Genomic DNA, 21954 nt, shown 5'->3' with positions numbered 1-21954 from the left:
CTGACACTTCGTCGCTCACTACATGTAGTGTTTTGAACCTTGAGGGAATGAAGGGGTTCATTGGCCCCTCAAGGGCGCAGCGACACAGCATGACGACACACCATGACGACATATCGACGACACCAGGACGAACCTCGGCGACCATCCAGGGACCCAAACAGCGGAGCTGCTCCCCACGCGTCGCCCTCGCCACACAGGATGCGACCACCACGAAAGAGGGCCACCATGACTGCGAACACCCACCCCCTGCCCACCGCAGAGGACAGCACCACGCGCCGCTACGACGTCGACGCCATTGCCACCATTGACGAATACCTCGACCGCTCTGACTGGCGCGTTAACGCCAACGCCAACCAGGGCTACTCCCTGGGAGGACTCATCCTCAACACCAGCGGCAAGATGATCGCCAACTACTGGCTGGAGCGCGTCTACACCCCCGAAGCTGGCGCCGCCCACCGCGAAGGCGCCATTCACATCCACGACCTCGACATGTTCGCCGGCTACTGCGCCGGGTGGTCCCTCAAGCGCCTCATCCAAGAAGGCTTCAACGGTGTGCCCGGCGCCATCGCCTCCGCACCCCCCAAGCACTTCTCCTCCGCCTGCGGCCAAATCGTTAACTTCCTGGGCACCCTGCAAAACGAATGGGCAGGCGCGCAAGCCTTCTCCTCCTTCGACACCTACATGGCCCCCTTCGTGCGCCTCGACAACCTGACATACGAGCAGGTCAAGCAGTGCATGCAAGAACTCATCTACAACCTCAATGTGCCTAGCCGTTGGGGCTCCCAATGCCCCTTCACCAACCTCACCTTCGACTGGACCTGCCCCGACGACCTCGCCGAGGAAAACCCCCTCATCGGCGACGAAATCGTTGACTTCACCTACGGGGACCTCGCCGAAGAAATGGAGATGATCAACCGCGCCTTCATTGACGTCATGAGCGAGGGCGACGCCGACGGGCGCGTCTTCACCTTCCCCATCCCCACCTACAACATCACGCCCGACTTCGACTGGGACACCCCCAACGCCGAGCGTCTCTTCGAGATGACCGCCAAGTACGGACTGCCCTACTTCCAAAACTTCATCAACTCTGACCTGGACCCGCACATGATTCGCTCCATGTGCTGCCGGCTCCAACTGGACCTGCGTGAACTCCTCAAGCGCGGCAATGGCCTGTTCGGATCGGCAGAACTCACCGGCTCCGTCGGCGTCGTCACCCTCAATATGGCGCGCCTGGGCTACCTGCACGCAGGCGAGGAGGCCGCTCTCGTCGCCGAGGTTGACCGCCTCATTGACCTCGCCTCCGACACCCTGGAAAAGAAGCGCGCCACCATCCAGCATCACATGGACGGCGGCCTCTTCCCCTACTCGCGCCGCTACCTGGGCCACCTGGATAATCACTTCTCCACCATTGGCGTCAACGGCATGAATGAAATGGTGCGCAATTACTCTGGGGACGAATACGACATCACCGACCCGCGCGGCTTCGACATGTGCGTGCGCATCCTTGACCACATCCGCGAGCGCATGGTGCAACTCCAAGAGGCCACCGGCCACATGTACAACCTGGAGGCCACCCCGGCTGAGGGCACCACCTACCGTTTCGCCAAGGAGGACAAGCGCCGCTACGCCGACATTATTCAGGCGGGCACGCCCGAGCAGCCCTACTACACCAACTCCTCTCAGCTTCCCGTGGGCTACACGGATGACCCCTTCGCCGCCCTCGAAGCGCAGGAGGTCTTGCAGGGCAAGTACACGGGCGGCACCGTGCTGCACCTGTATATGGGGGAGCGTATGAGTTCGGGCGCGGCCTGCAAGGAAATGGTGCGCCGTTCGCTGACGGCCTTCAAGGTCCCCTACATTACGATCACGCCGACCTTCTCCATCTGCCCCGTGCACGGCTACCTGGCAGGCGAGCACCACACCTGCCCGCGCTGCGCCGAACGCGCCGCCATGGGTATCGAGGCTGAGCCGCAGCAATGCGAGGTGTGGACGCGAGTCATGGGCTACTTCCGCCCCGTCCACTCCTTCAATATCGGCAAGAAGGGTGAGTACGCCGAGCGCCTCATGTTCAACGAGGACGCAGCCGCCTCCCACGGTGAGCTCGTCTCCGCCTTCCCGCCGGTGGGGGCCACCTCAACCGTTGGTGACGGTAGGGCCGTTGGCGAAGGCAGCGCCGTTGGGGCTGGTACGGGTGCCTGACGAGGCTAGGGCCCACGCCGCCCACTCGGTCCGCGTTCCTATCCACCTGGGGAGGAACGCGGACCCGGCCTTGTCCTTCACGGCTGAGGACCTGCAGATCGCAGGAATCTCCGCCATGTCCAGCGTGGACTGGCCGGGCAAACTCGTCGCCACCGTGTTCTGTCAGGGCTGCCCGTGGGCCTGCCCCTACTGTCACAACCACGCGATCATTGACCCGCGCATTCCCGGCGTTGTGGCGTGGTCAAGCGTGACAGCTTTGATGGAGCGCCGCCACGGCCTGCTTGACGGCGTGGTGTTCTCTGGCGGTGAGGCAACGCGCCAGTGGGCGCTCATCCCCGCCATGCGTCAGATACGGGAGATGGGTTTTGAGGTGGGCCTACACACCGCTGGGCCCTACCCGGCGCGGCTTGCGCGCCTGCTGGACGAGGGCCTGGTGGATTGGGTGGGTCTGGATATTAAGGCCCTGCCCGGCCCGTCCTACGAGGCCATCGCCGGACGCCAGGGTGCGGGAGAGAAAGCCTGGGAGGCGCTGTCGATCCTCATGTCTCACCCTGAGGTTGCCCATGAGGTGCGTTTGACCCTTGACCCGTCGTTGGCGGGAGAGGCGCTGGAGATTGCGAGGCGCTGCAAGGATGTGGGAGTGCGCCGCTTTGCGCTTCAAGAAGTGCGCCTTCAGGGGGTGCGAGATACCTATGCCAATGCGTATGAGGCGTCGGCGCGTTCGGCCGTCTCCTTCCCGTCTGCGGCCAGCTGTGGGGCGCTTGGGCGAGGAGAGGTTGAAGGGATGGTAGGTAGGGACGCTGCGGATCTTGCGGGAAGGGTGGCGGCGGGAACCTCGTCCACTGGGGGTCCGGGCGCGACAGTGGCGTGGGCCGACCAGCTGAGTGCCCTCGCGCGCGATATTGGCGCCCTCGGTTTTGAGGCATATGAGCTGCGGCGCGCGTGAAAACGCTGTATTTTCTGACGAAGTAGTCGTGCTTGCCTGCACGAAAGGCCCCAATTCGAGTAGGTTTAACCTGTGAGCCAACAACCGACGTCAATCAGCACGCGCCAACGATTTCTTGAGACTCGCCAGCGCCGACAGAACAAGATCTTCACCGTCATCGCAACAGCCATGGCGGCCCTGCTCGTCATTGCGACGCTGGTGGCATCTGGCCTCATCACTTTGCCTTTCGAAGAGGAATTCTCTGAAGCAGTCCACTTTGCAGAAGTTGGCACCAGCCCCTGTCCCACCGACGAGGCCTTGCCCTCTAATCCGGCAAACGTGCAGGTGAAGGTCCTTAATGGTACGTCCCGCCAGGGCATTGCAGGTGAAGCGACGAATATGCTGGCCGCCGCAGGCTTCCAGATGCAAGAAGCTGGCAACGCCGACGAGTACCCTGGTGCCGTCCTCATCCGCGCCACCGCCCTCTCCGTCGACCATGCCTGGACGGTCGCTCGCTACTTCCAAGGCTCGCGCGTGGTCCTGGCTGACGGCTCTGACCCTGTTGTCACTGTCATCCTCGGCACCTTCTACGATAAGGCCCTCAGCCCAGAAGATGCTGCCCGCATTACCGCTAACCGCGAGCCCCTACGTGGCAACGACAGGTGCAATCCCCTTGACCCTGAAACCGTCGAAATGCTTGTTGAGGGCCGCGAAGCTCAATCCGGCGAGTCGGCTCAGTCCGGTGAAGGTTCTCAATCTGGTGAAGGTTCTCAATCTGGTGAAGGCGCCCAGCCTGGCGAAGGTGGCGAGCCGGGTGAGGGTGGCGAGAATGGGGCTCCCGCAGAGTAGGGTGCGGCGTTGGTACCCCTGGCTGATGGGGTGCGTAGCACGCGACGGAGTGCCTAGCGCCTGATAACTCTGGCCTGATGAACTCTGGTGCCTGATGAACTCTGGTGCCTGATGAACTCTGGCGCTTGGCCGAGAGCTTGGTTCTGAACGGACACGGCATCCCGCACATTAAACCGTGTCCTCGCTATATCGTTCACCCCTTGCTGCCCGAGTCGGCTGCATACGCAATCCCCCAGGCGTGACTGCCGACCGTGGTGGTCGCAGGCAGTGCCTGGGGGATTGTGGTGCGTGAGGTGCTCAGGAATCAGTGCGAGGCCTTGTGCCGCGAGGCGTAGGGCTCGGACTCAAGCTCGGTTCCGGACGGAGCTGAAGCTGGGGTAGCGGCTTCCAGGGTGGTGCCGCGAACCTTCGAGATCCACCGCATGGTGTGGTAGATAATGAGGGCGGCAGCGGTGCCCAGGGCGATACCTTCGAAGGTGAGGCCGCCGGGGGCCCAGGTGAAGTTCGCAATGGCCACGATCAGTGAGATCGCGGCGGTGTTGAGGTTGACCGGGTCGGAGAAGTCCACGCGGTTTTGCACCCAAATACGAACGCCCAGCATGCCGATCATGCCGTAGAGGACGGTGCCTGCGCCGCCCAGAACGCCAGCGGGAATGGTGGCGATCAGGGCGCCGAACTTCGGCATGAGGGACAGGGCGAATGCAAAGCCAGCGGCCACAACGTATGCGGCGGTGGAGTAGACGCGGGTCGCAGCCATGACGCCGATGTTCTCCGCGTAGGTGGTGGTGCCAGAACCGCCGCCGCCACCGGCCAGAGCGGTGGCCAGGCCGTCGGCCAGCAGGGCGCGGCCAGTGACGTCGTCGAGGTTTTCGCCGGTCATCGCGGCAACGGACTTCACGTGGCCAACGTTTTCAGCGACGAGGACGAACACCACGGGGATGAACAGGCCCAGGGTCGACACGTCGAAGGCGGGGGCGTGGAATTCGGGCAGGCCAACCCAGGCGGCTTCCTTGACGGGAGTGAAGTCCACTTCTTGCTGGAGCACGGCTGCGATGTAGCCGATGAGCACGCCAAAGAGGATGGACAGGCGGCCGATAATGCCCTTGAACAGGACGGTGATCAGGCAGATTGAGGCGATGGTGATGACAGCGGTCAGGGGGCCGCCCTTGACATTGTTCCACGCCGCGGGGGCCAGGTTCAGGCCGATGAGGGCCACGATGGCGCCGGTGACCACCGGGGGCATGAGGACATCAATCCAGCGCACACCTGCGAAGTGGATGATGAGGCCGACGAGGGCCAGCGTCAGGCCTGTGGCGATGATGCCGCCCTGCGCGTAGGACATGCCAAGGGAAGCGCTCACTGCGGTAATCGGAGCGATCAGAGCGAAGGAGGAACCCAGGTAGGAGGGCAGGCGGCCGCCGGTGATGAGGAAGAACAAGAAGGTGCCGATGGCTGAGAAGAACAGCGTGGTTGAGGGAGGGAATCCCGTCAGGAGGGGCACCAGGAAGGTGGCGCCGAACATGGCGATAACGTGTTGGGCGCCAATGCCGACAGTGCGGGGCCACGAGAGGCGTTCGTTGGGGGCAACGACTTCGCCGGGGGCAATGCTGGTGCCGTCGCCGTGAAGCTGCCAGTTGAAGAAAGATGCAGATTTGCCGCTCATATGCGGTCTACTCCGATCAGTTTGGTGGGCGGTAGGGCCGTTGAACCGGTCGGAATCCCAGACTACCCGCGCGAGGGGTTTCAACGATAGTTTGTCCATGGAACGAGGGCGTGGGCCGAGTCACCCTTGCGCTGAGGGGTTGGGGGAGAGGGTCTGGAGCAGGGCGAGCTGAGGGGCAAAGGGGGGTCGCGAGGGCTGAGCCGTGAGGTGGGAGCTAGAAGCTGGAAGTGCGGCCGCAGGATATCTCCCAGATGGGGCAAGGATGTGCCATGCTTACACCATGACATTGCCGCCCCAGCAGCCCGCCACTCCCGCAGCGCACTCCTCCGCGCAGACGACACTTAGCGCGTCGGCCTCGTCAAACGGTGCGGCAGGGGGCGACCGCTTCGCAGAGGGCGCGCGTATCGGTATTTCGGAGAAAGCTCCCGATGTCACCCCGAGTTTTGATCAGGGTTTCACCGCCGATCCTGCACGGGTTTTCGCAGGTCCAGGCTATAACTTTCCCCCAACGCCGGTGAATCGTCCGGCTCAATTCGCCCTGTGGTTTTCCGCCCTCGCCATCGTCTTCCCCTTTGCTTTGGTTGCCAGCGTGGGCGGCGGCATTTGGGGCTTGATTCACGCGCACTTGAATCACGGTGTGGGGCGCCGTCCGGCGGCGGCCGCGCTGGTGATCTCGACATTGAGTGCCCTGTGGTGGCTTTTCGTGTGGGCTGCGGTAGCGGGATTGCTCCCAGACGCCCTGTAGCGCAGTGTTGGCGGCCATGCGAGGCAAAGCGAGGTAAGGCGAGGTAAGGCCAGGCCGGGCAGGTGCGGCTGGGCCGAGCAGGTAAGGTCATGCGAGGACGGTGCGGCTACCTCGTGGCGCTGACAGGGACTTTAGGCCCCCAATTGACGAAAGCAATGCCTTCTTCTGGGTGAAAGCGGCATAGATTCGTCTCAATCCCCCCTGCCCGCCAAGACTTTCCCAACTCTTTGCCTAAACTTGGTGTATGTTGCCTTTTCTTCTTGTCTCAACCCGCCCAGAGGATGAAGCGGTCGAAGCGGAATACGCCTGTTTCCAACGCGTCACCGGCCTGGACGAAAACAGCCTTGAGCAGGTCAGGCTCGACATGCTGGGTCTACCTGATATTGACGTCAACGCCTACACGGGCATCATCGTGGCAGGATCCCCCTACGGAACAACCACACCTGATGACAAGAAATCGGCCACGCAAAAACGTACGGAGGCTGAGCTTGCGCACCTCTTCACCGATATTGTTGCCGCCCGCACTCCCTGTCTGACCACCGGATACGGCACGGAGGTTGCAACCGTGCTGCGTGGGGGACTGGTCAGCAGAGCTTGGGCTGAGGACCCGCAAATGGTTGACATCATGCTCACCGAAGAAGGCATGAACGACCCTCTTTTAGACGGGTTCCCGCGAGAGTTCCTCACATACGTCCATCACCGCGAGGCCGTTGAACGCATGCCTGAAGGGGCGGTTCTCCTTGCGAAATCGCTGACCTGCCCTGTGCAGGCGATGCGCATGGGTGAAAATTTCTACGCCACGCAGTTCAACCCTGAAATTGACTCTGATGCCATCCGCATTCGCCTTTCAGCGTACGAGGATGCAGGCTATGGGACTGGCGGTGACTTTGACTCCCTGGTGCTCATCGGACGCAATGGGCCTGGCACCCACCAAGCAGGCCTTCTCATCCGAAACTTCATGCGCATTGCCCAGGCTGCACAGCAGGCAGGTAACTAGCGAGCCTCCCACAGCATATTGATCGGCATAGCCCAGAGGCCCTCACCAAAAGGCATGATCTCTGCGCCGGTGTAAAGGACAATGCCAGCTTTGAAGCGGTGGCCTGCGATCTCGCGCAGCTTCTTAAGACCGGTGAAGTGTTTGGCGCCAAGGGTTGCCTGTGATTTAACTTCGATAGCAACGATCTCGCGTGCTCTATTTTCTAGGACGATGTCAACCTCGTGATTGGAATTGCCGCTGTCGCGCCAGTGGTGAATCGAATAGTCAATGCGAGACCAACCCTTTTGCTTAAGAAGTTCCCCCGCGACGAAGGCTTCAACGAGACCTCCGGTAAGAGCGCTAGAAATATCGTGTTCGAGGCCTGTGACATCAATGCCGCATAGGTAGGCAGCAATTCCTGGATCAGAAATCAAGATTTTTGGTTTGGAGACTGCCCGTTTGGAGAGATTGTGTCCCCATGCAGGAATGCTGTGGATGAGATAAACGTCGGAAAGGGCTTTCACGTACGCTGGAAGGCTGCGTGCGGGCAAATCTAGCGCCTGGGCGTAGCGCTGATTAACGAACTCCGAAGAGTTCTCTGCTGCAATAAGGCTGAGCAAGGGATGTAGGCGATCGTAATGCTGAATGTTGCTGACGTCTGCAGTGTCTTTAGAGAGGACTCGCTCTAGGTAGCCGTCCATCCAACGTGTCGCGATTCGGTAGGGGGCGTTATGTATTTCAGGATAGGCGCTGGTTGTTGCAAGAGAGAGGTACTCTCTGCGAGAAAGTGTTGTGCTCGGCTGGGGCGGGGGCATTTTCGCTAATTGCCAGGCCATATGGGCAAAATCTTCACAATAGCCACGCACTTCCCCCTGGCTCAGGCCGTGGAGGCGAATGGTGTGCGCTCGACCCGCAAGACTTTCTTGTGTGCCGCTTGCGGTGAGGAGGTCGGCAGAACCTGTAACAATGAAGCGGGCAGCTGATCGTTTCTGGTCGACAGCTAGTTTGATAGAGAGAAGCAAATCGGGTGCGCGCTGAATCTCGTCAATGGCCAGCGTGCCGTCAGGGAATTGGTGAGCAAATCCGTCTGGATCGCTGAGCGCAGACTCCCTGCTTACTGCGCTGTCAAGGTTGACGAGCTTGTGGGGCAGTGCATCAAGGAGGATGTGCATGAGTGTGCTCTTCCCAACCTGCCGTGCGCCACTAATCACCACAACAGGAGAGTGGTGGAGTGTTTCCTGTGCGATCTGGGTGATATTTCGTCGGATAAGAGGGGGTGACATGCGTCGATTCTATCAACTTTTGCCGTTTTACGAGGTTGGTGTTGCCATTCTACGAGGGTGAGGTTGCCGTTTTACGAGGTTGGTGTTGCCATTCTGCGAGGATGTGGTTGCCGTTTTACGAGGTTCAGGTGAGCAAGCACACGACGCAGGAGAACGCGCACAAGGTGCAGAAAGCCTCCTATGAGAGCAGTGCCGATGCACTGTTCTCATAGGAGGCTGCTCTTCTTATTGCGATCGGCTCAGACCGGTGGCGATCTCCAGGGAAACCAACTCTTGCGGGCTGGTCTGAAGATTCAGTAGATGCCGTAGGTGCGCTGAATCTCGCGACGTTGACGGTTGATGCGGATGATGGCAACGACGCCCCAGATGGTCAGACCCAGACCAATGAAGCCCACCAGCGCACTCCAGCCCAAAGCAGAAAGCATCGCTGATGTTGCTGAATCAATGCTCAGGCCGCTCATGCCCATGAGCTGCACATTGCCTTCGGTGGCGCACTCAAGGGTGTAGGTGCCGGGGGTCAGGCCCTGAGCCCAGAAGGTTGACGAGGTCGAGGGCTGGAAGAGCATTTCGTGGGAGACGCCAGCGGAGTCGGTCAGGGCGCATCCGTAGACGTCGCCGCTGTTGACAACGACTGCGTAGCTGCCACTATCAGTGACGGTGACGGTCTGTCCTGATTGGACGGGGGCGGCGCTGTTGGCGAGTTCACCAAGATTCATGCCCCCAAGCAGAACGCCAAAAAATACTGCGGGAGCAACGAGAAGCATAGCGACCAGGCCGCCAACGAGCAGGCCAATACCACGGCCGCGACCAGGAAGAGCTGGTGCAGGCTGCCCACTGTAGGGGGCGCCGTGGGGGTTCGGGCCAGGCTGGGGCGAAACAGGTGTCTGGTCGGAGAGCTGACCGTATTGGGGCCAGGGGGTGTCGGCATGCGTGCCAGCAGTGCCGTTGGCCGAGGGCGTTGAGGAGGGGGTCTGGGCTTCAGGGGTCCATTCGTCACTGCGGCGTCCGTAACGAGGCTCTTCCATAGGGTTGTCAGGGGCGGTCATCATGTCTCCTTCCAGACAGGTCTATGGCACAGCATAGCGAAAGCAACCCAGGCGCACCTTTTCAACTTTCTTGTGGAAGTGCGTGGAAAGCTCCCGCGATTGACAGACAAAAAGCGCAGTCCACTCCCAAAGAGCACACTGCAGTCCTAGGGCAACGCATGGGATGGAGTATCAGGATGGAACTCCCATACTGGAGAATGCTCAGGAAGCTGCGACGGCCAGGCGTTCAACGCGTAATTGCTCCACGCCGGGAATCTCCACCGGTGCAAGCGCAGCCAACTCGACACCCATGGCGCGCGCCAGGAGGAGGTCCGCTAGCTGCGGGTTGCGTGCTAGAACGGGGCCGTGCATGTAGGTGGCAATAATCGACCCCTGCACGGCGCCTTCTTGCGTGGCACCCTCGGCATTAAGGGTTGTATTGCCATTGCCGAAGCGCACGCGCCCCAAAGGGCGGGCATCAGGCCCCAGAGTTGTGCCTCCGCCGTGGTTTTCAAAGCCGGTGAGTAGTTCTGTCAGCCCGTCGAGGGCGGGCTCGGAGACGAGTTCGCCGATGGAGCGTGCTCCTTGGGGGCGGGTGGTGACGTCCAACAGACCCAGGCCCGACACCTGCTGGCCGCGGGCGTCCTCGTACCAGTGGCCGAGGACCTGCAAGGAGGCGCAGATCGCCAGCAGAGGGCGGCCCGCGCTGAGTGCGCGCGTGAGGCCGTGATCCTCGCGTAGTTTCGCGGCGGCAATCTCTTGGGCGATGTCCTCGCCGCCGCCCATGGTGTAAATATCCAGGGAGTCAGGCACAGCATCATCAATGCCGATGGGGATGATCTCAGCGGCGATACCTCGCCTGCGGGCGCGTTCAGCCAGGACAACGGCATTTCCCGTGTCACCGTAGGTGCCGAGCACTTCGGGCAGGATCACGCCGATGCGCAGGGCGGATTCCGATGAGGTCGCGCCTGGTACCTGTGCGGATTCGGTGTGGGTCATGCCTGGGCCTCCCTGGCATCAAGGATCTTCTTAAAGTCACGCAGTGAGGTGTAGTTGAGCAGCATCTCCACCTGCCCGGGTTCGCACAGGGCCAGGGCGTCCATGGGGAGGTCAGCCACCTGACAGTCCACGCCCGCGTATTGCAGGCGCACGGCCAGGTCGGCGCCTCGTTCACCGCAGGCCACCACTCGGGGGCGACCTTGGAGGGCAGAGAAGTCAACGTCCCACAGCCATGAAAGGTCCTGACCGTCGGGCACCTGACCGTTCACGCCGATGACGACCTGCTGGGCTGCCGGGTCGCACATGGCCATGGACTCTTGCCAGCCTGCGGGATTCTTGGCCAGAAGAATGCGGATTTCACGCCCATCAACACTGTGAGTGGAGTAGCGTCCGGCAACCTCTGAGACGGTGGTGACAGCGGCGACGGCATCCTCAGGGTGGATGCCCAGGGCGACGGCCGCAGCCACCGCCTGGGCCGCATTGCCCAGGTTCACTTGGCCCGGCAGGGACAGGTCGAGGGGCAGCTCAACCCCGAAGGGGCCACGCAAGGTGGCACAGGCAGTCGAACCCTCAGCGTTAATGCTTTCGCACCACCACGCCGGTTCGGGGCGGGTAAGAATGGTCTCCCCCTCGTCGTTGACAACATGCCACGAGGCTGTGCCCGCCGCGCCGCCCTCGTTAGCAGGATCGGCAGCGCCAGCAGCGTCACGCACCACGCGGCCACCTCGTGGGAAGGACACCGAATCAGAATTCCACCGCCCACCCGTGGATACCCACACGACCTTGGGCGCATCCATCGCCGCCGACACAATCAGCGGATCGTCACAATTCGCCACCACCACGGCCTGCGGATTGTCCGCCACGGCCTGGCGGAGGCGCTGCTCAACGGCACCGATCTCACCGACGCGGTCAAGCTGGTCGCGCGAAAGGTTGAGCAGCACGAAAGCAGCGGGACGCACCTGGGCGGCCACGGCCGGAACGTGCATCTCGTCGACCTCAAGGGCAGCAAAGGGCGCATCAGGGTTGGCCATAAGCGCCGCCGTCACACCCGAAGGTAGGTTGTCACCATTCGTATTCGAGGCCACCGCAGCACTCACGTTGGCAGCATCGGGCACCCCAGCGGTTGAGCACGAGGGCGGCTCGGCAGCCAGCGCTGTGCGCACCATGCGCGTGGTCGTGGACTTACCATTCGTGCCCGTGACAATGACGCAGCGCGTATTGCGCGCCAGGTCAGCCAAGATCGAGGGCGAAATGCGGGCGGCGATCACCCCGCCGATCATGCCACCCGAACCGCGCCCCAAGGCCTGCGAAGCCTTCGCCGCAGCTTTCCCGGCGGTCAAGGCCAGGCGAGAGCGGAGAGGAAGGGCAGAGGAGGCCGCAGCTGCGGCGCGGGCGGAGGCGGACGATCGTGAAGATGTCATGGGATTACGGTAGTGGAGATTTCGCCCTCGATCACCCGAACGCTCCCACGAGGCGACTCAATGACCGCCCTCACACGAGGCCGAGGCGCCCCCTGCACGGCTTGCGGCCACGGCCTCCACACCACGACAGGAGCCGCATTGGGGTCGGCGGGAGCCGTGCGCGACACGCCGCCAACAGCGGGACGAGGCACGCGTTGGCCTCGTTGGAACTGGTGAACCTCACCGGTGGGGGAGGCAGTGAATACACGGTTCGCGCGGGCGTCGATCTCCTCAAGGCGGGCGCGCAGGAGGTCGCGTTCCTCCTCCAGGCGCTCCACCTGACGTTCCAGGTCAAGAATGCGCTGAATACCCGCGAGGTTAATGCCCTCATCCTGGGACATGCGCTGCACGTCACGCAGGCGTTGAATGTCGCGCTGCGTGTAGCGCCTGCCGCGGCCCTTCGTGCGGGCAGGGATCACCAGACCCAAACGGTCGTATTGGCGCAAGGTCTGGGGGTGCATGCCAGCCAGCTCCGCAGCGACGGAAATGACGAAGGTCGCCTGAGCGCGCGCCCCGCCGGAGGGACGGCGAGGTTCACCAGAAGGTGTGGATCCCTGTGCGCTAGTAGACATGGCACCCCCCTTTCTTAGACCTTCGCGATGGAATCGCTCAGACCCGCTCGCGGGTCAAAATCGCTCGTGGCTTCAGCGTAGGCCCGCAAGGCGGCCATTGCCTCGTCAGAGAGGGCAGAGGGGGCCACCATCTGCAGTTCCACCAGCAGGTCGCCGGTGGTTTTCGCGGTGCTCACGCCCTTGCCGCGCACGCGCAGCACCGCCCCCGAGGACGTGCCCGCAGGCACCTTCACCGTCACCGTCGACCCATCCAGCAGCGGCACCTCAAGGGCACCACCCAGGGTGGCCTCGGCAATAGTCACGGGCAGGGTCATGCGCAGATTGTCGCCGTCGCGGCGGAACACCGGGTGGGGGGCGACATTGACGGTCACGACGAGGTCGCCCGCTGCGCCGCCATTCGTCCCGGGTCGGCCCTTGCCAGCTAGGCGGATCTTCTGGCCGTCCTTGACGCCCGCAGGCACGCGAGCCGTCACGGTTGAACCACCCACGGTCAGGCGAATCTCCGTGCCTTTGAGGGCTTGGCGGAAGCTCAGTGAAGCCGACGCCTTCAGATCTGACCCCTTCGCGGGGCGAGGAGCGGAGGAAAAACGGGGATCGCCCGCGAAGTTTTGGCCGTTGAATGCGCCGCCACCAAAGGGGCCGCCAGCAAAGCTTCCGTCCTGCGAGGCTCCCGCGAAGGGCCCCTGGCCGTCAAACGATGCCTGGCCGCCAAAGGGGTTGCCGGCCCGAGCGCCACCGCGCCCGCCTCGGCCGCCGCCGAAGAGGCCCGAGAGGATGTCCTCAAAGCCTGCGGCAGAAAACTGTGCGCCACCTGCGCCGCCTCCACCGGAGAACATGCCGCTAAAGAGGTCCTCAAAACCACCCGACCCTGCTGAGAAGCGCGCCCCGCCCCCGGCCATGGCGCGGATGGCGTCATATTGCTTGCGTTTGTCCGCGTCGGAGAGGACCGAGTAGGCCTCGCTGATCTGTTTGAAGCGTTCCTCTGCGCCTGAGTCTCCCTGGTTTTGATCCGGGTGGTACTTGCGGGCGAGCTTACGGTAGGCCTTCTTAATTGCGGCAGTGTCGGCGTCCTTGTCAACGCCCAATACCTTGTAGAAGTCCTTTTCAAACCAGTCTTGTCCGCTCACGGCCGATCACCGCCTTTCCTTGTCGTATGAATATTCATGCACGGGAGGCATCATTCGGGATTGTCGACCAGCACCTTGGCCACGCGCAAGACGCGCTCACCCATGGTGTAGCCGGGTTGGAGGAGCTGACCAATCACAGGGTGCTCAACCTCGGGATTGGGGCGGGCCATGAGCGCCTCATGCAAGGTGGGGTCGAAGTCCTCGCCCTCTGCCCCGTAGCGGGACAGGCCAAAGCGGGTGGCCAGGGTGTCTTCGAGCTTGGTGGCGATGGCTGCGAAGGGCCCATCGGCGAGGTCGCCGGCCTGGCGGGCTGCGTCAATGTCGTCCAGGACGCCGATGAGGGCTTCGAGCACCTCAACGTGGCCGCTTTCCTTGTAGCCGGGGATGGCTTCCTTGGTGCGACGCACGTAGTTGCCGTACTCCTGGTTGAGGTTGTAGTGGTCGGCGTTGGCGCGGGCCAGCTGGTCTTCCAGGGTGGCGATGCGGTCCAGTGCTGCGGCCAGTTCGGAGTCAGCCAGGGGGTCTTCCAGTCCGGCGAGGTCGTCGCCCTCGGCAGAGGCGGGTGCAGCGGCGTCGGCCTCGTTGGAGGCGGCGTCGGCAGCGGCGGGCGCAGGGTCGTGCGCGGGCGCCTCGTGCTGGGTTGCGTCGTGCTGGGCTGCTTCGGTGGTGCCGTTGGCGTCTGCAGCTTCGGTGGCTGAGTCGGGGGCCTCGTCGAAGGATTCAGGGTCAAGGGTGGTGTGATCCACGGTTTCTCCAAAAAGTTGGTGCCGGGTGGGCAGGCGGGCGGGTTAGTCCTCGTCGTCTTCTGCACTGCCGGGCATGGAGCAGGCGGTGGCCCCAAAGAAGTTGATATTAGCCCAGTCCTCAGCGGTGGGCAGGTCGTCGCGTTCGTCTCCGCCGTTGGTGGTGGGGGCGTCGCTCATGAGGTTCTCCAAAGGTGAAGTAGGGGAAGAGTGCGGGGGCGGCCGAGGCGGTGTGGGCCTCGGCCGCCGACTGTCACGCAGTTGTGACTGAGGGGGAGGACGGGCGTGAAACGCGAAGGTTTCACGCGCCGCGCTGCGCTAGAAGGCGCAGGTCACTTCTTGTCGTCCTCGTCCACGATCTCAGCGTCAATGACATCGTCATCGGAGGAAGCCTGCTCGCCAGCGGTAGCGCCTGCGGCCTCTTCAGCCTGCTGAGCGGCGTAGATTTCCTGGCCGATTTTCATGCCCGACTCGTTGAGGGCATCCAGCGCGGTCTTGACGGCCGCGCTGTCGGAACCCTCCAGTGCTGCCTTGACGGCGTCAACGTCAGCCTGAACGGCGGCGCGGGTTTCCTCAGAGATCTTGTCCTCGTTTTCCTTGAGGAGCTTCTCCATGGAGTACACGCTCTGCTCAGCCATATTGCGCAGTTCAGCCTCTTCACGGCGAGCCTTGTCCTCAGCGGCGTGCTCTTCGGCTTCCTTGACCATGCGATCAATGTCGTCCTTGGACAGGGCAGAGCCGCCGGTGATGGTCACAGACTGTTCCTTGCCGGTACCGCGGTCCTTAGCCGAGACGTGCACAATGCCGTTGGCGTCAATGTCGAAGGTGACCTCAATCTGGGGCACGCCGCGAGGAGCGGGGGCAATGCCGCCGAGCTCGAAGGTGCCAAGGAGCTTATTGTCACGAGCGAACTCGCGCTCACCCTGGTAGACCTGGATCAGCACGGAGGGCTGGCCATCCTCAGCGGTGGAGAAGACCTCAGAGGCCTTCTTCGGAATAGCGGTGTTGCGCTCAATGAGCTTAGTCATGAAGCCGCCCTTGGTCTCGATACCCAGGGACAGGGGGGTGACGTCAATGAGGAGGACGTCCTTACGGTCGCCCTGAATGACGCCTGCCTGCAGGGCTGCGCCCACGGCGACGACCTCGTCAGGGTTGACACCCTTGTTGGGCTCACGGCCACCGGTCAGTTCCTTGACGACGTCGCTGACGGCGGGCATACGGGTGGAGCCACCCACGAGGACAACGTGGTCAATGTCGGACACCTGGATGCCAGCGTCACGGATGACGGTGTGGAAGGGAGCCTTGGTGCGCTCAAGCAGGTCGGAGGTCATTTCCTCGAACTTGGCGCGGGTGAGGGTCTCATCGAGATGGATGGGGCCGTCGGCGGTCATCGACAGGTACTGCAGGGAGATATTGGTGCTGGTGGCCGAGGAGAGTTCCTTCTTGGCCTGCTCAGCGGCTTCCTTCAGGCGCTGCAGGGCAACGGGGTCCTTGGACAGGTCAGCGCCGGTCTTGGTCTTGACCTGCTGGATCAGCCACTCGACGATGCGCTGGTCCCAGTCGTCGCCACCCAGGCGGTTGTCGCCGGCGGTTGCGCGCACCTGGATGGTGGCGAAGCCGTCCTCGTCGTCCTTGCCGATTTCGAGCAGGGAGACGTCGAAGGTGCCGCCGCCGAGGTCGAAGACGAGGATGAGTTCGTCTTCCTTGCCCTTTTCGAGGCCGTAGGCCAGGGCTGCGGCGGTGGGCTCGTTGACGATGCGCTGGACGTTTAGGCCGGCGATCTGGCCGGCATCCTTGGTGGCCTGACGCTCAGCGTCGTTGAAGTAGGCCGGGACGGTGATGACGGCGTCGGTGACGGGCTCGCCGAGGTACTGCTCGGCGTCGCGCTTGAGCTTGCCCAGGATGCGGGCGGAGATTTCCTGCGCGGTGTAGGTCTTGTCGTCAATGGAGGTGGTCCAGTCGGTGCCCATGTGGCGCTTGACGGAGGAGATGGTGCGGTCAACGTTGGTGACGGCTTGGCGCTTGGCGATTTCGCCGACCAGGACCTCGCCGGTCTTGGAGAAGGCGACCACCGAGGGGGTGGTGCGCAGGCCTTCTGCGTTGGCGATGATGGTGGGTTCGCCGCCTTCGAGGACGGCGATTGCGGAGTTGGTGGTGCCGAGGTCGATGCCGACTGCACGTGCCATAGGTTGGTGTCCTTTCGTGAGGGTTGCTCTTCGAGGGGTCTCGTCTGTAGTTGAGCAACCACTATCAAGATTGAGTGTGATGGACTCAAGGTTAGTTCGGGGCGGTAGGGGGCGCAAGTGGAAAGAGTGGAAGTTGAGTCACATCGACTCAAGTTTGTGGCGGGGGATAGTTTTGTGGTTCCGTCGAAGAAAGAGAAAAATGTCGGAAAAAAGTAGGTTCGAGGGGTGTGTATACAGGCAAAATACCCTGTGAAACCGCTGGAAAAAAATAAGTGCCTGTTGTTAAAGTTGAAAAGCCGTGGCAACGAGGCCGCGGCATCACCCGGAAGGCTCGACGATGAGTTTAAGAAGGATGACAGGAACACTCCTGTCTGCCGCCCTCATGATGGGCGGTATCACGGCGGCACATGCCGATCCCATCACTCCCCCAGCTGCCCCCGAAACACCTGCCATCGCAGGCACCCCGGCGGCAATGACCCTCAGTGAAGACCCCCGCATCAAAGCCTGGCAAGACCTGCGTTTTGGCCTCTTCATCCACTGGGGCGTCTACTCTACCTTCGGCGGCTACTACAAGGGCGAGCGCCAATGGCTCGGCTACCCCGAACAGATCAAAGCCTGGGGTATTAGCCGAAACAATATGGGCATCCCCGACGAGGACTATCTTAAAGCCGCCTCGGAAATGACCATTCCCCAGTTCAGTGCCCAACAATGGTGTCAACGTGCCAAAGACGCGGGCATGAAGTACCTGCTGGTGACCTCTAAACACCACGATGGCTTCGCCATGTGGAACACCGGCACTACCAACTACGACTTCTACGAGAAGGCCCCAGGTAAGCGCGATCCAATGAAGGAACTCGCTGATGCCTGCAATGGCATGGGCATCAAACTCGCCTTCTACTTCTCCATCATTGACTGGACGAAGCAAACGCCCGAGCCCTACCAAAACCGCAACACCCTTGACGAAGAGATGATGGCCCTCATCCACGATCAGCTCAAGGAACTGCTCTCCGGAAAATACGGAGAAGTCCCCGAACTGTGGTTCGACATGGGCGGGCCCACCGCCGAACAATCCGCCCAAATGGCCCAGTGGGTACGCGAATTCTCGCCCAACACCCTGGTGAACTCCCGCGTGTGGAATAGTAAGGGCGACTTCGAGGTCGGCGGCGACAACCACCTCACCACCAAAAAGACCCTCGCCCCCTGGGAATCCATCCGCTCCACCTTCCCCAAGTGCTGGGGCTACTGCACCTGGCCCGAAGTCCAAGAGATCCGCAACCGGCCAGAAGGCGTTGCTGAACAAACCCAGCACGAGGTCGAAAACCTCTTCACCACCGTCGCCAACGGTGGCCAGTACCTCCTTAACATTGGCCCGCGCGGCACGGGTGAATTCGACCCCTTTGAAGTGAAGATCCTCGAAGGCATCCAAGCCTGGAACGCCCGCCACCCCAACGTGATTCACGGCGCTGTCCCCACCTATTACCCCACACAACGGTGGGGACACACGGTGATCAACGGAGACGCCGTCTACCTGGGCATCACCTCCTGGCCCGAGGACAAGACCATCCGCCTTCCCGGGGCGGGCACCAACGTCACCGCCGTCACCGTCGATGACGCCACGGCAGCCTCGCCCCAGAACCTCACCTACTCCGTCGACAACAACGACCTGCTCATCACCCTGCCCGACACCCCACCCGACCCGCAGTGCCCATCATCAAGGTCGCCACCAAGGGAGCCCCCGTCTACGCCCCCAACAACGCGACCAACCTCGTCAAGGGCACCATGAGCGCAGTCGACACCAAGGCTTTGGAAACGATCAACAGCCCCAAGGGCGGCATCTCCAAGGCCATCGCCTACGCCAAGAACGCCAGCGACGAAACCGTCAACATGGCAGTCTCCCTCGACGCCAGCATCGCGCGCGACGCGAAAGTCAAGGTCAGCGTGGGCGCAACAAGCAAGGTCGTGACACTCAGTGAGCTCGCCGACGGCCTCGCAGGATTCGACGTGCCCGCACGCAGCATCGTCCCCGTCGTTGTCGAACCGGCAGAAAAGGCCTACTACGCCGATAGTTTGGGCAACGGACGAGGCCGCATCACCCGCGTCTCCCTCGGCGCAGTAGACGCCGCTCACCCCACCGCAACCGTCGAACACCGCTTCGTCGCAGAAGACGGATCGACCCTCCCGCCCGAGGTGACGGCGCTCCTGCCCAAGAACCGCACAACCATCCCCGGAATTCCACAGGTCGCCCCCAGCGGCTTGAGTGAAACCACTGTGCGACTGACAGACATTCAATGGACCTTCCAAGGATGGGACCACACGAGCCAAGCCGTCACCGGCGACACCGTCGTCTTCACCGGCACATGGAAGTCAGGACCCCTCACCTACCCTGTCTCCTACCGCTTCGAAAACACGACACCTGACCACGAATTCCCCTACTCCCTTGAATACCAGCTACCCAGGACAAGCGAATACCCACGCGGTGAAACCATCACCATCGCACCCCCTCGCGTCAACGTGGTTCGCGACTACTGGGAAAACAAGACATGGCGTTTCCAGGGATGGGAACCCGCCGTCATCGAAAACATCCAAGGCCCCGTTGAGGTCGTCGGCAGGTGGGGCTACGACCGCGACCGCGACGTGACCATCAACTACACCTTCGTCTCATCTGATGCCACCCCGCTGCCAGAAGAAGTCACGAAGCTGCTCCCCGCAGCTCAGGAACGTAAAGCGCCCGTCAGCGCCATCGGGCCCATTGATCTGAGGAGCACCGAGGTCACCGTTCCCTCAGGCGTGTGGACCTTCAAGGGATGGAATGGCGGGCGCATCTCCTGGCCTGCAGGGCCCGAACACACCTACACCGGCACCTGGGAATTCGCGCGCAATAGCTACGCCGTCACCTTCGAATACCGCTCAGCAGACCATGCGCTGACACTACCGGACACGGTGACAGCAACCCTGCCCGCAGAACTCTCCGCCCCACACGGTAGCGAAGTGCTCTTGCCCTTGCCGCGTCCAGCACGCATTGAGGTCGACAAGGGAGCGTGGGTGTTCAGCGGATGGGAACCCAGCACCATTGCCTCGATTAGTGAAGCAACGAAGGTGACGGGCACCTGGACCTACCAGCCCACCCCCACCTTCACCCCCGTCTTCACCTTCGAATCCGCCACCGAGGGCGCCACCCTCCCCGCCGAAATCCTGGCCCTCCTGCCCGTCGGCGAACAGTACACGCAAGGCGAGACGGTGGTTGCGCCAGCGCCCTCGCAAAACACGCTCACCACGCCGGCAGGCACCTGGACCTTCCAGGGATGGACCCCCGACAAGGTCGAGGACGCCCAAGAGCAGGTGAGCTTCGTCGGCAAGTGGACCCTGGACCCGGCCATGCACACCGTCACCTACGTGTTCACCTCCACCAGCGACAAGGCTCTGTCCGACGAGGTTAAAGCCCTGCTGCCCGACGCGCAGAGCCTCGCCTGGGGCACGACGCTTGAGCCCGACGCCCCGGCGAGCACCGTCCTCGCTTCTGTCGAAGGCGAGTGGCGCTTCAACGGGTGGAATGTCACCAAGGAAACCCTGGTGGGTGACCTGACCGTCACCGGCACATGGACCTACCACGCGCGCGAATTCAACGCCAAGCTGAACTTCCCCGCCGAACTGCCCGAGGCAGTGAAAAAGATGCACGACACCGACGCCACCCCCGTCATCCGCGATGGCAAGGTGTGTGCTCCTCCGCCTCTCAAGACCGAGGTCGCAGTCGAGGGCGGGACCTGGCGATTCGACGGGTGGGAGAAGGAATGCTTCACCCTGGAGGAACTGAGCAAACACCTCACCGTCAACGCTCAACCCAGTGGCGCCGGTGGCGGAAACGGCGCGGCGCTCTTTGCCCTCAAAGACATCCAACTCGTCTATGCCCTGCCCTTCGTCCCCAAGTGGACCTTCATTAAGTCCACCGACCCGAAACAGCCTCTTCCCAAGGACCCTGTCCCTCCGACAGACGGCAAGGACAAGGGGCAATCCGGCAAGGGCAAGCCGGGCGCGTCCGACCAGACAAAGATCAAGGCGGACAAGAGCGCGCCCAGTGGCAAGCAGGGCTTGTCCAAGACCGGTGCCAGCGGCAGTGTTCCCGTGATCGCGGCAAGCATTGTGGCTGCTGGCGGCCTGCTGCTTCTGCTCAGGCGACGCCGAGGCTAAGGGGCATGCCCCTCGTGGCACACGAAGGCGGCATGCGCGCCTGACACGCGCATCAACGCCTGTGGTAAGCCCAGGGTGAGGATTCTTTCCAGGGTCCTCGCCCTGGGCATTGCCATGTCCGGGCGTGGGGGTCATGTTCGGGCGCGGAGGACGGGGCTAGGCGTGGGGGCCATGTCCGGGCGCGGAGGGCGGGTGTGCTTCGCACTCGTCTCCCTCCTGCGGGGCGTGACAAAATGTCACTATGTTTTGCGACTACTTCCACCAGGGGCTGTGCCGTTCCTGCACGCACCTCAATGTCGCATACCCCGAGCAGCTTCACCGCCGCCAAGACGCAGTCGCCAACCTCCTGGCCAGCGTCCCCAGCGCCGCCCACATGACCTGGCTTGCGGCGGCGGCCTCGTCCCCCGAAAACTTCCGCACCAAAGCGAAAATGGCCGTCGGCGGTGCGGCGGGCGCGCCCACGTTGGGTTTGCTTGACGCTGAGTGGAAGGGCGTGGACCTGTCCGCCTGCCCCATCCTTGACCCGCAGCTGCGCGCCGCCATGCCCGCCCTCTCCGCTTTCGTTGCCGAGCTCAAACTTGAGCCCTACGACGTGGCCGCCCGCCGCGGTGAACTCAAGTATCTGCTGGTCACAGTCGCCGCCGATGGTGGCCTCATGGTGCGTTTCGTCCTGCGCTCGCGCCGCTACGAGGCGCTGCTGCGCTCGCGGCTGGTGCGCCTGCGCGAACTCCTGCCCACCCTGGTCGTTGCCAGCGTCAACCTTCACCCCACGCACGCCGCCCTCGTCGAAGGGGCAGAAGAAGTGCTGCTCACCGAGGCCGCGACCCTGCCCATGCGGGTTGGGGATGTGACCTTGCATGTCGGGCCGCAGAGTTTCACCCAGACCAATACGCAGGTTGCCGCCCAGCTCTACCGGCAGGCCGCCCGCTGGGCGGCGGGGGCGCGGGTGGCCGGGGAGAGGCTGCGAGGGCGGTGCCTGGAGCGCGCAGAGGGTGGTCTACTCGGGGGAGAGGCCGC

General features: G+C 62.7%; 17 protein-coding genes. 7 read left to right on the top strand and 10 right to left on the bottom strand.

Translation table 11 applies throughout. The annotated features are described in order from the left end of the window. Positions 1-225 precede the first annotated feature (225 nt). The 3 genes from HWX48_RS07780 to HWX48_RS07770 all read left to right on the top strand — a co-directional run bounded on the left by HWX48_RS07780 (position 226) and on the right by HWX48_RS07770 (position 3973). Positions 226-2199, top strand: coding sequence for a ribonucleoside triphosphate reductase (locus tag HWX48_RS07780; RefSeq protein WP_175956338.1), 1974 nt, complete (start codon positions 226-228; stop codon positions 2197-2199). Then, a complete protein-coding gene (locus HWX48_RS07775; RefSeq protein ID WP_368483988.1) occupies positions 2192-3145 on the top strand; it encodes an anaerobic ribonucleoside-triphosphate reductase activating protein in 954 nt (317 codons plus the stop codon). Before HWX48_RS07780 ends, HWX48_RS07775 begins: the two co-directional genes overlap by 8 nt. Positions 3146-3217: 72 nt before the next feature. Then, positions 3218-3973, top strand: coding sequence for a LytR C-terminal domain-containing protein (locus HWX48_RS07770; RefSeq protein WP_175956337.1), 756 nt, complete (start codon positions 3218-3220; stop codon positions 3971-3973). 304 nt (positions 3974-4277) lie between these two features. Here the strand turns inward: HWX48_RS07770 and HWX48_RS07765 are convergent, their stop codons facing one another. Then, positions 4278-5636: a uracil-xanthine permease family protein gene (locus HWX48_RS07765; RefSeq protein ID WP_175956336.1), complete on the bottom strand. Its 1359-nt coding sequence runs from the start codon at positions 5634-5636 to the stop codon at positions 4278-4280. Positions 5637-5916: 280 nt separating this feature from the next. Between HWX48_RS07765 and HWX48_RS07760 the strand changes: the two genes are divergently transcribed. Together HWX48_RS07760 and HWX48_RS07755 are read left to right on the top strand one after the other, a co-directional pair. Beyond that, complete coding sequence (locus HWX48_RS07760) at positions 5917-6381, top strand: hypothetical protein (RefSeq protein ID WP_175956335.1); 465 nt, start codon at positions 5917-5919, stop codon at positions 6379-6381. A gap of 244 nt (positions 6382-6625) precedes the next feature. Then, positions 6626-7378, top strand: coding sequence for a glutamine amidotransferase (locus tag HWX48_RS07755; protein ID WP_175956334.1), 753 nt, complete (start codon positions 6626-6628; stop codon positions 7376-7378). On the opposite strand, the gene HWX48_RS07750 is transcribed toward HWX48_RS07755, so the two are convergent. The 9 genes from HWX48_RS07750 to dnaK form a co-directional block, all read right to left on the bottom strand. Then, the gene (locus HWX48_RS07750) at positions 7375-8640 is read right to left on the bottom strand and encodes an ATP-binding protein (RefSeq protein ID WP_175956333.1); all 1266 of its coding nucleotides are present in this window, start codon (positions 8638-8640) and stop codon (positions 7375-7377) included. The genes HWX48_RS07755 and HWX48_RS07750 overlap by 4 nt on opposite strands. Positions 8641-8933: 293 nt before the next feature. Then, complete coding sequence (locus HWX48_RS07745) at positions 8934-9686, bottom strand: hypothetical protein (protein ID WP_175956331.1); 753 nt, start codon at positions 9684-9686, stop codon at positions 8934-8936. Between the two features lie 201 nt (positions 9687-9887). Next, complete coding sequence (locus HWX48_RS07740; protein ID WP_175956329.1) at positions 9888-10664, bottom strand: type 1 glutamine amidotransferase; 777 nt, start codon at positions 10662-10664, stop codon at positions 9888-9890. Continuing rightward, the gene (locus tag HWX48_RS07735; RefSeq protein ID WP_175956327.1) at positions 10661-12085 is read right to left on the bottom strand and encodes a MurT ligase domain-containing protein; all 1425 of its coding nucleotides are present in this window, start codon (positions 12083-12085) and stop codon (positions 10661-10663) included. The genes HWX48_RS07740 and HWX48_RS07735 overlap by 4 nt, the downstream gene beginning before the upstream one ends. Further along, the gene (locus HWX48_RS07730; RefSeq protein WP_175956325.1) at positions 12082-12696 is read right to left on the bottom strand and encodes a heat shock protein transcriptional repressor HspR; all 615 of its coding nucleotides are present in this window, start codon (positions 12694-12696) and stop codon (positions 12082-12084) included. Before HWX48_RS07730 ends, HWX48_RS07735 begins: the two co-directional genes overlap by 4 nt. Before the next feature lie 14 nt (positions 12697-12710). Beyond that, positions 12711-13823, bottom strand: a complete 1113-nt coding sequence (locus tag HWX48_RS07725; RefSeq protein ID WP_175956323.1) for a DnaJ C-terminal domain-containing protein — start codon at positions 13821-13823, stop codon at positions 12711-12713. Between the two features lie 50 nt (positions 13824-13873). Then, complete coding sequence (locus tag HWX48_RS07720) at positions 13874-14569, bottom strand: nucleotide exchange factor GrpE (protein WP_175956321.1); 696 nt, start codon at positions 14567-14569, stop codon at positions 13874-13876. A 42-nt stretch (positions 14570-14611) separates the two neighbouring features. Continuing rightward, positions 14612-14746: a hypothetical protein gene (locus HWX48_RS11355; RefSeq protein WP_303048076.1), complete on the bottom strand. Its 135-nt coding sequence runs from the start codon at positions 14744-14746 to the stop codon at positions 14612-14614. Between the two features lie 152 nt (positions 14747-14898). Beyond that, a complete protein-coding gene (gene dnaK / locus HWX48_RS07715) occupies positions 14899-16752 on the bottom strand; it encodes a molecular chaperone DnaK (RefSeq protein WP_175956319.1) in 1854 nt (617 codons plus the stop codon). A 352-nt stretch (positions 16753-17104) separates the two neighbouring features. Between dnaK and HWX48_RS07710 the strand changes: the two genes are divergently transcribed. Then, the gene (locus tag HWX48_RS07710) at positions 17105-18535 is read left to right on the top strand and encodes an alpha-L-fucosidase (RefSeq protein WP_175956310.1); all 1431 of its coding nucleotides are present in this window, start codon (positions 17105-17107) and stop codon (positions 18533-18535) included. Next, on the top strand, positions 18454-20937 hold the full coding sequence (locus HWX48_RS07705; RefSeq protein WP_175956308.1) for an SHIRT domain-containing protein: 2484 nt from the start codon (positions 18454-18456) through the stop codon (positions 20935-20937). The genes HWX48_RS07710 and HWX48_RS07705 overlap by 82 nt, the downstream gene beginning before the upstream one ends. The last annotated feature ends 1017 nt before the right edge of the window (positions 20938-21954 follow it).

Source organism: Schaalia sp. Marseille-Q2122, assembly GCF_903645355.1.
GTDB lineage: Bacteria > Actinomycetota > Actinomycetes > Actinomycetales > Actinomycetaceae > Pauljensenia.
Note: the sequence above shows the minus strand (reverse complement) of the source record. Positions and strands in the feature narration are given on the sequence as shown.

Coding starts and splice junctions, on each gene's coding strand:
- HWX48_RS07735 (WP_175956327.1), bottom strand. CDS start 12,085: ATGACATCTTCACGATCGTCCGCCTCCGCCCGCGCCGCAGCTGCGGCC.
- HWX48_RS07765 (WP_175956336.1), bottom strand. CDS start 5,636: ATGAGCGGCAAATCTGCATCTTTCTTCAACTGGCAGCTTCACGGCGAC.
- HWX48_RS07710 (WP_175956310.1), top strand. CDS start 17,105: ATGACAGGAACACTCCTGTCTGCCGCCCTCATGATGGGCGGTATCACG.
- HWX48_RS07780 (WP_175956338.1), top strand. CDS start 226: ATGACTGCGAACACCCACCCCCTGCCCACCGCAGAGGACAGCACCACG.
- HWX48_RS11355 (WP_303048076.1), bottom strand. CDS start 14,746: ATGAGCGACGCCCCCACCACCAACGGCGGAGACGAACGCGACGACCTG.
- dnaK (WP_175956319.1), bottom strand. CDS start 16,752: ATGGCACGTGCAGTCGGCATCGACCTCGGCACCACCAACTCCGCAATC.
- HWX48_RS07745 (WP_175956331.1), bottom strand. CDS start 9,686: ATGACCGCCCCTGACAACCCTATGGAAGAGCCTCGTTACGGACGCCGC.
- HWX48_RS07740 (WP_175956329.1), bottom strand. CDS start 10,664: ATGACCCACACCGAATCCGCACAGGTACCAGGCGCGACCTCATCGGAA.
- HWX48_RS07760 (WP_175956335.1), top strand. CDS start 5,917: ATGACATTGCCGCCCCAGCAGCCCGCCACTCCCGCAGCGCACTCCTCC.
- HWX48_RS07730 (WP_175956325.1), bottom strand. CDS start 12,696: ATGTCTACTAGCGCACAGGGATCCACACCTTCTGGTGAACCTCGCCGT.
- HWX48_RS07755 (WP_175956334.1), top strand. CDS start 6,626: ATGTTGCCTTTTCTTCTTGTCTCAACCCGCCCAGAGGATGAAGCGGTC.
- HWX48_RS07750 (WP_175956333.1), bottom strand. CDS start 8,640: ATGTCACCCCCTCTTATCCGACGAAATATCACCCAGATCGCACAGGAA.